Here is a 14,865-nt window from a genome sequence, read left to right on the forward strand (position 1 = left end):
CGCGCTGCGCACCGCCCGTAGCGGCGGGCGCGTTGACAGTGCCGAAAGCGAGGCTGTAACCGGTGGCGACGCGCAACGCTCCCCCGGACACAGCATGATCGAGAAAACCTACGACGCCGCGGCCATCGAGCCGCGCATTGCCCGATGCTGGGAAGACGCCCAGGCGTTCCGGGCCGGGGAGGGAGCAGCGGGAGGGGCGGAACCCTTCTCGATCGTCATTCCCCCGCCCAACGTCACCGGCTCCCTGCACATGGGCCATGCGCTCAACGACACGCTGCAGGACATCCTCGTGCGGTTCGAGCGGATGCGGGGCAAGAACGTGCTCTGGCAGCCGGGTCTCGATCATGCCGGCATCGCGACGCAGATGGTCGTCGAGCGGCAGCTTGCCGAGCGGCAGGAACCGGGTCGCCGCGCGATGGGGCGCGAGGCCTTCATCGAGCGGGTCTGGCAGTGGAAGGGCGAGTCGGGCGGCGCCATCCTCGGCCAGCTGCGCCGGCTCGGGGCTTCCTGCGACTGGTCGCGCGAGCGCTTCACGATGGACGAGGGCCTGTCGAAGGCCGTCCTGCACGTCTTCGTCGAGCTCTACCGCAAGGGGCTGATCTACAAGGACAAGCGGCTGGTCAACTGGGACCCCAAGCTGCTGACCGCGATCTCCGACCTCGAGGTCGAGCAGAAGGAAGTGAAGGGCCATCTCTGGCACTTCCGCTATCCGCTCGCCGATGGCGTCACCTACGAACATCCCTACAACCTCGGCGCCGAAGGCGAGCGCGTCGCCTGGAAGCCGTCGGACGGCGAGCCGGCCGGCTACGAGACCCGCGACTATCTCGTCGTCGCGACCACCCGTCCGGAAACCATGCTCGGCGACAGCGGCGTCGCGGTCCATCCGGATGATCCCCGCTATCGGGACCTGATCGGCAAGCACGTCATCCTGCCGCTGGTCGGCCGCCGCATCCCGATCGTCGGCGACGAGTATCCGGATCCGGAAGCCGGCACCGGCGCCGTCAAGATGACCCCGGCGCACGACTTCAACGACTTCGAGGTCGGCAAGCGCCACGATCTGGCGAAGATCAACGTCTTCACCACGGCCGCCGCCATCACGCTCGAGGACAACGACGCGTTCCTGGAAGGGCTGGAGCGCAGCGACGCGCTGGCCGGCACGATCGCCGAGCTCGACGGACTCGACCGCTTCGTCGCCCGCGAGCGCATCATGGTGATGATGGACGCGCTCGGGCTTCTCGACGGCGTCGAGGATCATCCGCACACCGTGCCGCACGGCGACCGCGGCGGCGTGCCGATCGAGCCGTTCCTCACCGACCAGTGGTATGTCGACGCCAAGACGCTGGCCGAACCGGCGATCGCCAGCGTGCGGGAGGGCCGCACCAAGTTCGTGCCGAAGAACTGGGAGAAGACGTATTTCGACTGGATGGAGAACATCCAGCCCTGGTGCATCTCCCGCCAGCTCTGGTGGGGACACCAGATCCCGGCGTGGTACGGGCCTGACGGCGAGATCTTCGTCGCCAGGACCGAAGAGGAGGCCGTCGCCGCCGCGCTCTCCCATTACGTCACCAACGGAACGATCGAGGACGAGGAGGCCAGGGCCATGGCCGCCGATCCCGCCCGCCGCGACGGCTTCCTGCGCCGCGACGAGGACGTGCTCGACACCTGGTTCTCGTCGGCGCTGTGGCCGTTCTCGACGCTCGGCTGGCCGGACGAGACGCCGGAACTGGCGACCTACTACCCGACCAGCGTCCTCGTCACCGGCTTCGACATCATCTTCTTCTGGGTGGCGCGGATGATGATGATGGGCATCGAGTTCATGGGCGAGGAGCCGTTCCACACCGTCTACGTGCACGCGCTGGTGCGCGACAAGACCGGCGCCAAGATGTCGAAGTCGAAGGGCAACGTCGTCGATCCGCTGGAATTGATCGACGAATACGGCGCCGACGCGCTGCGCTTCACGCTGGCGATCATGGCGGCGCAGGGAAGGGACGTGAAGCTCGACACCCAGCGCATCGCCGGGTACCGGAACTTCGGCACCAAGCTGTGGAATGCCACGCGCTTCGCCGAGATGAACGGCGCGGTGCACGGCGCCTCGGTCGATCTGCAGGCGCTGACGCTGCCGCTCAACCGCTGGATCGTCACGGAACTTGCCAGGACCGCCGAGGAAACCAGTGCGGCGCTGGAAGCCTACCGGTTCAACGACGCCGCGGCGGCGCTTTACCGCTTCGTCTGGAACACCTTCTGCGACTGGTATGTCGAGCTCGCCAAGCCGGCGCTGGCGGCCGACGACGCTTCCGCCGCCGAGGTGCGGGCGGTCACCGGCATGGTGCTCGACCGGATCTTCGCGCTGCTGCACCCGTTCATGCCCTTCGTCACGGAAGAACTCTGGGCGGCAACCGTCGACGGCAATCGCCCGCAGCTGCTCTGCCACACGCAATGGCCGGCGATCGACTTCGCCGATGCGGAGGCGGCCGACGACATCAACTGGCTGGTCGACCTGGTCAGCGAGATCCGTTCGGTCCGCTCCGAGATGAACGTGCCGGCGGGAGCCGAGGCGGCGCTGGTGGCGATCGGCGCCGACGCCATCGCCATGCAGCGGCTCGAACGGCATGGCGCGGCCCTGCAGCGGCTGGCGCGCGTCACCACGGTCTCGAATGCCGAGCAGGCACCGGAACAGGCGGCGCAGATCGTCGTCGGCGGTCTGACCTTCGCGCTGCCGCTCGCCGGGATGATCGACATCGCGGCCGAGCGGGCGCGGCTCGAAAAAGCCCGGGCCAAGGCGACCGCCGAGATCCGGCGCATCGACGGCAAGCTCTCGAACGAGCGCTTCGTCGCCAATGCCCCGGAAGAGGTGGTCGCCCAGGAGCGGGAGAAGCAGGCGGAGTATCGGGCCGAGGAAGAGAAGCTGTCGGCTGCGCTCGAACGCCTGCGCTGACGGAGTCGGGCCCCGACCGTGTCACAGTTTTGACACGGTCGGGGCAGGATCGGCGTCGGTTTCGCTCCGTACGTCGATGAGGCGGCAGACTCGCCGGGGACTGCCCGGCATCGGCCGAGGTCCTGCGGTCCAAACAAATCAACCGGTTATAGAGATGGATGCGCTCCCGAAGTGCTCGGGAGGCGCTGTTGCACGTCTGCCGCAAATGTGGCGGGCGCGTAACGAACCGTATTTCCGAAGGACTTTTTCTCGTTTACGTTTGCGTCAACTGCTGATGGGCGGAGGCGCACGGCAGAGAAAATGTGTGAGGGGGAAACTATGCCACATTTCCGCATGATGATGACCGGCGCAGCGTTCGCGACGATCGCGCTGTCCTCGACGGCCCTGGCCGGAGGCTTTCAGCGCGGTACCGCCGACACCGACATACTGTACGAGCCCGGCACGTTCAGCATGCGGTCCGGCCTGACCTACGTGACGCCGCAGCGTGGTTTCGACTCGGTCAACGGCGTCAGCGGCGACTTCGGCGACTACACCGGAAACTACTCCATACCCTCCTTCGCCGTCGGATTTGGCGGTGAGATGTTCGGCTGCGCCGGCACCTACACCGAGTCCTTCGCGGCCACCGCCGACTACAGCGACACGCTCGATGGCGCCCTGCCGCGGCAGGTGAGCTCCACCCAGAGCACTTCGAACGCCGACCGTCTCAACTTTACCGGCGCGACCGCGACGTCCCGCACCCGCACGATCGGCTTCGACTCCAACGAGTTCGGCCTGACCTGCCGGGTCAGCTACACGGCCGACATCGGCCGGGTCAGCCTGCTCGGTGGCGTGTTCGCCGAGGACTTCAATTTCGACGGTTCCAGCTACGGCTTCCGCAACCTGAACGGCGCTTTCGCGGCGTCCGGTGCTCAGGGCAGGTTGCTGGTCGGCGGCCTCACAACCTTCGTTCCTGGCGCGCAGGTGACGCTTCCGAGCCTCGTCGAAGTCGATTCGCGCGGCGGCTACAAGGCCGGCTACCGCATCGGCCTGGCCTACGAGAAGCCGGAGATCGCGCTGCGCGCCCAGGTGCTCTACCGGTCGGAGGTCAAGCATGACGACGTGACCGGTACCGGTACCGTCACCATCCTGGACACGGCCTACGCCTCGCTCAACGGCCAGCGCGTCTCGATCCCGCAGCTCGACGGGCTGATCGCGGCGGCGGGCCGCGGCGCCGGCGCCATTCCGGGCCGGGTCATCGACGTCGAGTCGAGCCTCAACGAGGCGATCAGCCCGCAGAGCCTCTACATCAACGCCCAGACCGGCATCGCCGAAGGCACACTGCTGCTCGCCTCGTTCCGCTGGACGGACTGGAGCACCAACGGCTCGGTCGTCAGCACGATCTACAGCCCCGAGACCGGTACGTCCTCGAGCTACTCGCCGTATAACTGGCGCGATGGCTACACCGCATCGATCGGCATCGGCCGGGCTTTCAACGAGGAGATCTCGGGCGCCGTATCGCTGGGCTACGACCGCGGCGTGTCGACCGGTTCGGAAACCACCTATACCGACCTCTACACGGTGTCCGCCGGCGTCTCGTTCAAGGCCAACAAGTGGAGCGAAATCCGCTTCGGCGGCCTGGTCGGCTACTGGACCGATGGCGACCAGTCGATTGCGGACGGCGCCTACTACGACGGTACGGTCGGCGAGGATATCGTGCTCGGCGGCAGCGCTTCGCTCAAGTTCACCTTCTGAGCTTACGACCCCGGATCGATCCGGGGGGTCAACGAAGGGGCGCGTTTCCGGACGCGCCCCTTTCGCGTTCAAGGTTCCGCCTTCGTTCCAGGAAAAGGCCGATGTGTGATCGGCGCAACACTATTGCAACCGTGCATCCCCTATAGTCCCGAACGGGAAAACCCGCCCCGTTACCGCCACAAAACGCCGTCACCCCGGACGGAGCGCGGAGGTGCGGCTCGGTGCTTCGTGAAGAGTTGGGAGAGACCATGGACGCGCACACATTCGACAAGAAGAACCTGCCCAGCCGTCACGTCACGGAAGGGCCGTCGCGCGCCCCGCATCGCTCCTATCTCTATGCAATGGGCCTGACCAAGGAAGAGATTCACCAGCCGCTGGTGGGTGTCGCTTCCTGCTGGAACGAGGCCGCCCCCTGCAACATCTCGCTGATGCGCCAGGCCCAGGTGGTCAAGAAGGGCGTTGCCGCGGCCCGCGGCACGCCGCGCGAATTCTGCACGATCACCGTCACCGACGGCATCGCCATGGGCCACCAGGGCATGAAGGCCTCGCTGGTGTCGCGCGACCTGATCGCCGATTCGGTCGAGCTGACGATGCGCGGCCATGCCTATGACGCGCTGGTCGGCCTGGCCGGCTGCGACAAGTCGCTGCCGGGCATGATGATGGCGATGGTCCGCCTCAACGTGCCGTCGGTGTTCATCTATGGCGGGTCGATCCTGCCGGGGAACTTCCGCGGCCAGCAGGTCACGGTCCAGGACATCTTCGAGGCGGTCGGCAAGCACTCCGTCGGCGACATGAATGATGCCGATCTCGACGAGATCGAGCAGGTCGCGTGCCCCTCCGCCGGCTCCTGCGGCGCCCAGTTCACCGCCAACACGATGGCGACCGTCGCCGAGGCGATCGGCCTGGCGCTGCCCTATTCCTGCGGCGCGCCGGCCCCGTACGAGATTCGCGACAAGTTCTGCTACGCCTCCGGCGAGATCGTCATGGAGCTGCTGGCCCGCAACATCCGGCCGCGCGACATCGTCACCCGCAAGGCGCTGGAGAACGCTGCCGCCGTGGTGGCGGCGACCGGTGGCTCGACCAACGGTGCGCTGCACCTGCCGGCCATCGCGCATGAATGCGGCATCGAGTTCGACCTGTTCGACGTCGCCGAGATCTTCAAGAAGACCCCGTACATCGCGGACCTGAAGCCGGGCGGCAAATACGTCGCCAAGGACATGTTCGAGGCGGGCGGCATCCCGCTGCTGATGAAGACCATGCTCGAGCACGGCTATCTGCACGGCGACTGCATGACCGTGACCGGCCGCACCATCGCCGAGAACATGGAAAAGGTCGCCTGGAACCCGCACCAGGACGTCGTCCGCGAAGCCAACAACCCGATCACCGTGACCGGCGGCGTGGTCGGCCTGAAGGGCAACCTCGCCAGCGACGGCGCGATCGTGAAGGTCGCCGGCATGAAGAACCTGCGCTTCTCCGGCCCGGCCCGCTGCTTCGATTCGGAAGAGGCCTGCTACGAGGCCGTCTCCAAGCGCGACTACAAGGAAGGCGAGGTGCTGGTCATCCGCTATGAGGGACCGAAGGGCGGCCCCGGCATGCGCGAGATGCTGTCGACCACTGCGGCCCTCTACGGGCAGGGGATGGGCGACAAGGTCGCGCTGATCACCGACGGGCGCTTCTCCGGCGCAACGCGCGGCTTCTGCATCGGCCATGTCGGGCCGGAAGCCGCGGTCGGCGGTCCGATCGGCCTGCTGCGCGACGGCGACATCATCACCATCGATGCGGTCGAGGGCACGCTTGACGTTGAGCTCTCGGATGACGAATTGAAGCTGCGCGCCGACGCCTGGCAGCCGCGTGAGACGGACTACCAGTCGGGCGCCATCTGGAAATATGCCCAGCAGGTCGGGACGGCCCGCAAGGGTGCGGTGACGCACCCCGGCGCTGCCGCAGAAAAGCATTGCTATGCGGATCTCTAGAAGAATAGCTCTCTCGGCGTCGTTCGCCGGTGCGGTCCTGTTTTCGGCGGGTGGCGCTCTGGCGCTCGACCCGGCGGCCCGGGTGAATCCGGATGCGGGGACGCTGGAGCTGTTCTCCTTCGGCTTCAAGGCCTATCAGCGCGGCGAGAAGCTCGAGGCCTTCGAGGCGCTGCGCTATGCGGCGGACAAGGGCCATCCCGGCGCCCGCTGGAAGCTCGGCAAGATGTACGCCGACGGCGATGGCGTCCCCGAGAACGACTACGAGGCGTTCAAGATCTTCGAACAGATCGTCCGCGACCAGGACGAGGACGGCGGCAGCTACACCAACGCCGCCTATGTCTCGAGCGCCGTGGTGGCGCTCGGCGACTACCTGCGGCGTGGCATTCCCAAGACGCCGGTCGCGGCGGACCTGCCGCGCGCGCGACAGTTCTACTTCCACGCGGCCTCGTTCTTCGGCGATCCCAAGGCGCAGTTCGAGCTCGGCCGGATGATCCTGCGCGGCGAAGGCGGCAAGGCCGATGCCCGCCAGGCGGCGCGCTGGCTGAAGCTTGCGGCCGAGAAGGGCCATGTCGGGGCGAGGGCGCTGCTCGGCTACCTGTTGTTCGACGGGCAGCAGATCGCACTGCCGGCGCAGCCGGTGCAGGGGCTCGGCATGCTGACCATGGCGCTGAAAAGTGCTTCGCCGGCCGATGCGCAGTGGATCCGCCCGCTGCAGGAAGAGGTGTTCTCGATGGCATCGGAAGCCGATCGCCGCACGGCGCTCGCCTATGCGGAGCAGCAGATGGCCTCGGCAGGTGAGGCAGCGTCGGTCGCCAAGAACTGACGGCCGGGCTCTCGTCCGGCTGTCGTCAGGCGAGTTCGATCATCACCGGCACGTGGTCGGATGGCTTTTCCCAGCCGCGGACGTGGCTGTCGATGCCGGCTGATACGAGGCGCGCCTGCGCCTCCGGCGAGAGCAGCAGGTGGTCGATGCGGATGCCGTTGTTCTTCTGCCAGGCTCCGGCCTGATAATCCCAGAACGTATAGGTCCCGGCTGCATCGGTCGTCGCCCGGATCGCGTCGGCGAGCCCGAGATTGAGGAGACGCCGGTAGGCCGCCCGGGTCTCCGGCTGGAACAGCGCGTCGTCGCGCCACGCCGCGGGATTGGACGCGTCCGCCGGCTCCGGGATGACGTTGTAGTCGCCGGCGAGGACCAGCAGTTCCTCGCGTGCCAGCGATGCCTTGGCGTGGGTCTCCAGCCGCTCCATCCAGGCGAGCTTGTAGGCGAACTTGTCCGTGCCGATCGGATTGCCGTTCGGCAGATACAGCGACGCGACCCGCAAGGGCTGGCCCGCGTAGTCCCAGACTCCCTCGATGAAGCGCGAATGCTCGTCCGCCGTGTCGCCGGGCAGGCGGGGCTCGATCGACAGCGGCTTCTGCTTCGACAGCAGCGCGACGCCGTTGAAGCCCTTCTGGCCGTGCGTCTCGACATGGTAGCCGAGCGCCTCGATCGGCTCCCGCGGGAAGGTCTCGTCGACGCTCTTGATCTCCTGCAGGCAGGCGATGTCGGGCGAGCGCGCGGCGAGCCACGCGGTCAGGCCGTCAATGCGCGCCTTGACGCCATTGATGTTCCAGGTGGCGATGATCACCGGCGCGTCAGACCGAGAAGCTGGTGCCGCAGCCGCAGGCGGCGACCGCGTTGGGATTGCGGATCTGGAAGGACTGTCCCATCAGGTCGTCGACGAAATCGACCACCGAGCCTTCGAGATAGGCCAGCGATACCTGGTCGATCAGCACCCGGGCGCCGTCGCGCTCGAGCACGAGGTCGTCCTCCTCGCGCTCGCGCGTCAGGTCGTATTTGTAGGAGAAGCCGGAACAGCCGCCTCCCTCTACCGATATGCGCAGCGAGTCGGCGTCCGCGCTGCGCGCGAGAATCGCCGCGATGCGCCGGGCGGCATTATCGGAAATCGTCACGGGTAAGGTGGCGGTGTCGCTCATCTGGCAAATCGGCGCAGCGGCTCACGCCGGCGCCGCTCCTTGTTCGCGGGCTCTTCCCTAAGTATGGACCGGGGAGAGGCCGGTCAATCGGGACACATCGTTTCCCATGCAAGTGAACACGATCGCACAGATCGGGATGGGCGGCCTGGCGCGCGCCGCCTATGCTGTGCAGCCGGAGGAGTCGCGGGGCCGGCTGTTCGCCGAGGCGGCGAGCCCGACCCGCACGCCGTTCCAGCGCGACCGCGACCGCATCGTCCACGCCACCGCGTTTCGACGGCTGAAGCACAAGACGCAGGTCTTCGTGGCCACCGAGGGCGATCATTTCCGCACGCGACTCACCCATACGATCGAGGTCTCGCAGATCGCCCGCGCCTTCGCCCGCGCGCTGCGGCTCGACGAGGACCTCACCGAGGCGATCGCGCTCGTCCACGATTTCGGCCACACGCCGTTCGGCCACGCGGGCGAACGGGCCCTCGACCGCCGGATGCGGCTCTATGGCGGATTCGACCACAATGCCCAGTCGCTGCGGATCGTCACCGCGCTGGAGCGCCATTACGCCGAGTTCGACGGGCTGAATCTCGCCTGGGAAACGCTGGAAGGCCTCGTCAAGCACAACGGGCCGCTCGTCGGGCCGCATGCGCCGGCGGGCTGCCCGGTGCCGCGGCCGATCGCGGACTTCGACCAGCTGTTCCCGCTGGACCTCGGCAGTTTCGCCAGCCTCGAGGCGCAGGCCGCGGCGATTTCCGACGACATCGCCTACAATACCCACGATCTCGACGACGGGCTGCGGGCCGGGCTGATCGACCTCGACGACCTGGCCGGGCTCGACCTCGCGGGCGCAATCCTCGCGGAAGTGCGGGCGGCCTATCCCCATCTCGACAAGGCCCGCACGGCGCACGAGATCATGCGGCGCCACATCACCCGCATGGTCGAGGACGTCATCGAGACGACGGTCGCCGGGATCGGCAGGCTGGAACCCGCCGACGCGTCGGCGATCCGCGGCGCCGACCGGACGCTGGTCGCCTTCTCGGCGCCGATGCGGGCGGCCGTCGACCAGACGCGGGGCTTCCTGTTCGAGCGGGTCTACCGCCACGACAGCGTGATGCGCGTCATGCGGACCGCCGAGGGCATCGTCGAGAACCTCTTCGACCGGCTGATCGAGCGGCCGGACCTGATGCCCGGCGCCTGGAGCGTCGCGTCCGACCGGCTCGGGGAGGACCGGCTGGCGCGCCGGGTGTCGGACTATCTCGCCGGGATGACCGACACCTACGCGCTCGCCGAGCATGCGAGGCTGTTTGACGCCACGCCGCGTTTGCGCTAGCCGGCCAGTCTCCCTTCAGGCCCGTCGGCACAGGCGCGATCGATCGCCGCGCGTGGACGCAGACAATCAGGCCCGGCCCGGACGCTCCCGGAAAGATGCAAGGCACGCAGATGAACATCTTCGCCGATTTCGAGAACCGGGTGAGAGTCGCGGTGGAAGCCGTTCTGTCGCATGGCGAAATGCCAGCGCAAGACCTCTCACGGGTGACCGTCGAGCCGCCGCGGGACGCAACCCACGGCGATCTGGCGACCAATGCGGCGATGGTGCTGGCCAAGCCGCTCGGGGCGAAGCCGCGGGAACTCGCGACGCAGATCGCGGCGCGGCTCGCCCGCGATCCGGACGTCGAGACGGCGGAAGTCGCCGGGCCCGGCTTCATCAATCTGCGGCTGAAGCCGTCCTTCTGGACGGGCCATCTCGCCGAGATCCTCGCGGCCGGTGCGGACTACGGGCGCGGCAAGCCGACCGGCCGGTCGGTGAACGTCGAATACGTCTCCGCCAACCCGACCGGTCCGATGCATGTCGGCCATACCCGCGGTGCCGTGGTCGGGGACGCCATCGCCAACATCCTCGCCTTCGACGGCGCCGATGTCACCAGCGAGTACTACATCAACGACGCCGGCGAGCAGGTGAACGTCCTCGCCCGGTCTGTCTTCCTGCGCTACCGCGAGGCGCGGGGCGAGGCGATCGGCGACATCCCCGCCGGGCTCTATCCCGGTGACTACCTGAAGCCGGTGGGCGAGGCGCTGGCGGCCGAATTCGGCGACACGCTCGCGGGGATGGACGAGGCCGAGTGGCTGCCGCTGGTCCGTGACCGGGCGATCGCCGCGATGATGGCGATGATCCGTTCCGACCTGAAGCTGCTCGGCGTCGAGCACGCGGTGTTCTTCTCCGAGCGCACGCTGCACGACGACGGCCTGATCGAGGCCGCGATCGAGGATCTGCGCGCCAAGGGCTTCATCTACCAGGGCGCGCTGCCGCCGCCGAAGGGCCAGGTTCCGGAAGAGTGGGAGGATCGCGAGCAGACGCTGCTGCGTTCGACCGAGGTCGGCGACGACCAGGACCGGCCGCTGGTGAAGTCGGATGGCACCTACACCTATTTCGCCGCCGACGTCGCCTACTTCCGGGACAAGTTCCGGCGCGGCTATCAGGAGATGGTCTACGTGCTCGGCGCCGACCATGGCGGCTACGTCAAGCGCCTGGAGGCGGTGGCGCGGGCTGTCGCCGGCGGGACGGCGCATGTCGACGTGGTGCTCTGCCAGCTGGTGAAGCTGTTCCGCAACGGCGAGCCGGTGACCATGTCGAAGCGCTCGGGCAGCTTCGTCACGCTCGCCGACGTCGTCGAGGAAGTCGGCCGCGACCCGGTGCGCTTCATGATGCTCTATCGGAAGAGCGACGCACCGCTCGACTTCGACTTCGAGAAGGTGACGGAACAGTCGAAGGACAACCCGGTCTTCTACGTGCAGTACGCCCACGCCCGTGCCGCCGCGATCTTCCGCCAGGCGGCCGAGACGGGCGTCGCGGCGCCGGATTTCAGCCGCGTCGGCGATATGGATCTCGCGTGCCTGACGGACGAGGGCGAACTCGGCCTGATCCGCAAGCTCGCCGAGTTCCCGCGGTTGATCGCGTCCGCCGCCGAGGCCAAGGAGCCGCACAGGCTGGCGTTCTACCTCTACGACGTCGCCGCGACGTTCCATGCCCAGTACAATCGCGGCAAGGACTTGCCGCACTTACGGTTTGTTAACCCTGAGGGGCCAAAAGTGACTGAGGCTAGACTGGCTCTGGTTCGAGCGGTGGCCATCGTCATCAAAACAGGACTCGGCCTTGTCGGTGCCGACGCTCCGGAAGAAATGCGATGAGCCATCACGCTTTGGTCAACTTCCTCTCCTAGCGCTGGAACACGGTGGCCTCAGGCCTCCGGCGCGAGGGGAACAGGCGGGGACGATGTCGATGGGGGAATTGACGGGCGGCGATCGCGGCATCGGCATGCAGGCCGATCCGTTCGAGGACGATCCTTTCGCTGAACTCGCCAGACTGATCGATGCGCCCGAGGCGAGGCGGCCTGCGGCCACGCCGGCGCAGCCCTCGGACGACTGGCAGTTCGGCAATGCCGACGCCGCTCCGGATGTCAGTCTCGACGCCGATTTCGACCTCGACATGGATGCGTTCGCCGGAGCCCTCGACGAGGAACTGTCGCGCGATGCGCCGAGGGCCGCTCCGGCCGTCGCGGCCATGCCCGTTGCCGCCGCGGCAAGCGCCACCCCCAAGGTCGCCGCTTCCTATTCCAACTGGATTTCCCCGGCACCGCGGTCCCCCGTCGCGACGGTGTCGCCGACTCCGGCCGCCTCGCAGCCCGCGCCCGTGTCGCCGATCCTCGCCGACGAGGATGTCTCCGACCCGGTTCTCGAGGCGGCGTTCCGCGGACTGTCGGCCCCGGCCAATCCGCGCGATGCAAGGTTCCAGGAAAGCGAGGCCTTCGCCCCGGCGAGAGCGTCCGGCCCGGACGTATCCGAGCCGACGGCGCAGCTTTTCGACGACTTCGACGCACTGGTCGCCAGCGAATTGGCCGCCATGCAGGCGCCGCCGCCGGCTTCTGTCGAGAGCCGCGGTGCGGCGACCAAGGCGGTGGCAGGGAGCGAGCCGGCCTCCAGCCACGATGATGCCATGCCTTCGGCCCCGGAGGCGCGCCAGACGGCGAGCGCCGCCCGCCGGCAGGCTGTGTCCGGCCGTCGGGCCGGGCTTGCTGCCGTGACCGCTGCCTCGTCGGCCGGTCGCCAGATGCCGGTCTCGCGGCGGATGATGAGCGTCGGCGCAAGCCTGGCGGTCATCGCGCTGGTCGGCGGTGCCGGCGTCTACATGCTCACCGGTGACGGCGGGACCGTGTACGATGCGCCGCTGATCGTCAAAGCCGATGCCGAGCCGGTCAAGGTGGCGCCGAAGGATCCGGGCGGCCGCGCGGTTCCCAATCAGAACAAGGCGGTCTACGAGCGCGTCCAGGGCGCCGGCGCCGTTGTCGAGCCGTCGCAGCAGACGCTGCTGACGGCCGCCGAGGAGCCTGCGGACCTGCCGCAGACGGAGCCGGAACTGTCCGATCTGCCGGGCGTCGACTTGAATCCCATCGGCGCCGCCATTGCCGCCGAGCCGACCCGCACGGCCGAGGCGGGCGCCGACAACTCGCCGATCGCGGTGCTCACGCCGCGGCGCGTGCGCACGCTCACGGTCAACCCGGACGGCACGCTGGTCGCCACCGAAGAGGTGCCGTCGACCTCGCTGGCCGAGCTGCGTGGCGAGAACCCGGCGCTGATCGAGGCCGCCTCCCGGCCGCTCGACTCGCTGTCGACCGGGACGACGGCGCAGCAGCCCGCCGCCGATGCGGCGGCCCCCGTTGCGGAAGCGCCGGACATGGCGACGGCACCGGCCGCCACGCCGGCCGCTCCGGTGCAGGTCGCTGCCGCAGCCCCGGCCGAGCCGCAGGCGGTTCCCGCCGCGGAGCCGGCGACGGAAGTCGCGGCGCTCGCCCCCGCGACGCCGCCTGTGGTTGAAGGCGGCTATTACGTCCAGATCTCCTCGCAGCCATCGCGGGAGGCCGCCGAAGAATCGTCGCGGACGCTCGGCCAGCGCTTCGCCGAGGTGATCGGCGGGCGCAGCCTGGTGATCCAATCGGCCGACATTCCGGGCAAGGGAACCTACCACCGGGTCCGGGTTGCCGCCGCGTCGAAGAGCGAGGCCAACGATCTATGCCAACGGTTGAAGTCCGCCGGCGGCAGCTGCTTCGTGTCGCGCTAGGCGTCGCGACGCTCGGCCTACTCGGCCGGTCCTCGGGGCCGGCCTTCTCCCCCACATCATCATCGGGCGAGCCGAGCGGGCGCGATTGCGGCGCTGCGGCAGCGTCCCCGGAGTGCAGCATGAGCGGATCGAAGGCGTGGATCGCCGCCCCCCTGGGGCAGCGGCTGTCGGCGGAGGAGCGCGCCTTCTTCGCCGGCGAGCGGCCCTACGGCTTCATCCTGTTCGGCCGCAACATCGCCAGCGGCAGCCAGCTCGCCGACCTCGTCGCGGAACTGCGTGAAGCGGGCGGGCGGGCCACTACCCCGATCTTCGTCGACCAGGAGGGCGGGCGGATCAACCGCCTCAAGCCGCCGCTGGCGCCGAGCTATCCGACGCCCGCCGACATCGGCAGGCTATACGCGGCCGACGCGGCGGCCGGCGAGCGGGCGGCCTGGCTGCAGGGGCGGCTGCTGGCGGGCGACCTGATGCCTTTCGGGATCAACGCCGACTGCATTCCCTGCGTCGACGTGCCGGTCCCGGGTGCGAACTCGGTGATCGGCGATCGTGCCTATGCCGAATCGCCGGATGTCGTCGCGGTGCTGGGCCGGGCGGTGGCGGAAGGTCTCATGGCCGGCGGCATGCTGCCGGTGATGAAGCACATCCCGGGCCACGGCCGCGGCAATGCCGACAGCCATCACGCGCTGCCGGTCGTCGCCACCCCGCGCGATGAACTCTCCCGGACCGACTTCGCGCCGTTCCGGGCGCTGCGCAGCCTGCCGGCGGCGATGACGGCCCACATCCTCTACACCGACATCGACCCGCTCGCGCCGGCGACGCTGTCGCCGATCGTGATCGAAAAGGTGATCCGCACCGAGATCGGCTTTGACGGATTGTTGATGACCGACGACATGTCGATGAAGGCGCTGGCAGGCGACCTCGCCGATCTGGGGCGCCGGGCGCGTGAGGCGGGCTGCGACGTGCTGCTGCATTGCAACGGTGAGATGGACGAGATGCGCCGCATCGCCGCGGCGGCGGGGCCGCTGGCGGGCGACGCCGAGCGCCGGGCGCGCGACGCCGAGGCCGTGATCGCGCGCGGCATGGCAGGCGCGAGCGACGAGGCGGCGCTGCGGGCGGAGTACCAGGAGTTGATGAGCCGCATCGCCTGA

The 14,865-nt window shown here is 68.5% G+C and carries 10 protein-coding genes; 8 read left to right on the forward strand and 2 right to left on the reverse strand.

The window, feature by feature from the left end; all coding sequences use genetic code 11:
• Positions 1-94 precede the first annotated feature (94 nt).
• The 4 genes from LXB15_RS08070 (at position 95) to LXB15_RS08085 (ending at position 7,462) form a co-directional block, all read left to right on the forward strand.
• Positions 95-2,935, forward strand: a complete 2,841-nt coding sequence (locus LXB15_RS08070; protein ID WP_233952287.1) for a valine--tRNA ligase — start codon at positions 95-97, stop codon at positions 2,933-2,935.
• Positions 2,936-3,253: 318 nt separating this feature from the next.
• Positions 3,254-4,666, forward strand: a complete 1,413-nt coding sequence (locus LXB15_RS08075) for a long-chain fatty acid transporter (RefSeq protein WP_233952289.1) — start codon at positions 3,254-3,256, stop codon at positions 4,664-4,666.
• Between the two features lie 248 nt (positions 4,667-4,914).
• A complete protein-coding gene (gene ilvD, locus LXB15_RS08080; protein ID WP_233952291.1) occupies positions 4,915-6,639 on the forward strand; it encodes a dihydroxy-acid dehydratase in 1,725 nt (574 codons plus the stop codon).
• Positions 6,626-7,462: a tetratricopeptide repeat protein gene (locus LXB15_RS08085; RefSeq protein WP_233952293.1), complete on the forward strand. Its 837-nt coding sequence runs from the start codon at positions 6,626-6,628 to the stop codon at positions 7,460-7,462. Before ilvD ends, LXB15_RS08085 begins: the two co-directional genes overlap by 14 nt.
• Before the next feature lie 25 nt (positions 7,463-7,487).
• On the opposite strand, the gene xth is transcribed toward LXB15_RS08085, so the two are convergent.
• Together xth and erpA are read right to left on the reverse strand one after the other, a co-directional pair.
• A complete protein-coding gene (xth, locus tag LXB15_RS08090) occupies positions 7,488-8,267 on the reverse strand; it encodes an exodeoxyribonuclease III (RefSeq protein ID WP_233952294.1) in 780 nt (259 codons plus the stop codon).
• A 7-nt stretch (positions 8,268-8,274) separates the two neighbouring features.
• Entirely contained in the window at positions 8,275-8,616 is a 342-nt protein-coding gene (gene erpA, locus LXB15_RS08095; RefSeq protein WP_233952296.1) for an iron-sulfur cluster insertion protein ErpA, read from the reverse strand.
• Between the two features lie 106 nt (positions 8,617-8,722).
• On the opposite strand from erpA, the gene LXB15_RS08100 reads away from it, so the two are divergent.
• From LXB15_RS08100 to nagZ, 4 genes are all read left to right on the forward strand, one after another.
• On the forward strand, positions 8,723-9,937 hold the full coding sequence (locus LXB15_RS08100; RefSeq protein WP_255696803.1) for a deoxyguanosinetriphosphate triphosphohydrolase: 1,215 nt from the start codon (positions 8,723-8,725) through the stop codon (positions 9,935-9,937).
• Positions 9,938-10,047: 110 nt separating this feature from the next.
• Entirely contained in the window at positions 10,048-11,793 is a 1,746-nt protein-coding gene (gene argS / locus LXB15_RS08105) for an arginine--tRNA ligase (protein WP_233952298.1), read from the forward strand.
• Between the two features lie 91 nt (positions 11,794-11,884).
• On the forward strand, positions 11,885-13,720 hold the full coding sequence (locus tag LXB15_RS08110) for an SPOR domain-containing protein (protein WP_233952299.1): 1,836 nt from the start codon (positions 11,885-11,887) through the stop codon (positions 13,718-13,720).
• A 119-nt stretch (positions 13,721-13,839) separates the two neighbouring features.
• Positions 13,840-14,865, forward strand: a complete 1,026-nt coding sequence (nagZ, locus tag LXB15_RS08115; RefSeq protein ID WP_233952301.1) for a beta-N-acetylhexosaminidase — start codon at positions 13,840-13,842, stop codon at positions 14,863-14,865.

The organism is Aurantimonas sp. HBX-1 (assembly GCF_021391535.1).
Taxonomy (GTDB): Bacteria; Pseudomonadota; Alphaproteobacteria; order Rhizobiales; family Rhizobiaceae; genus Aurantimonas.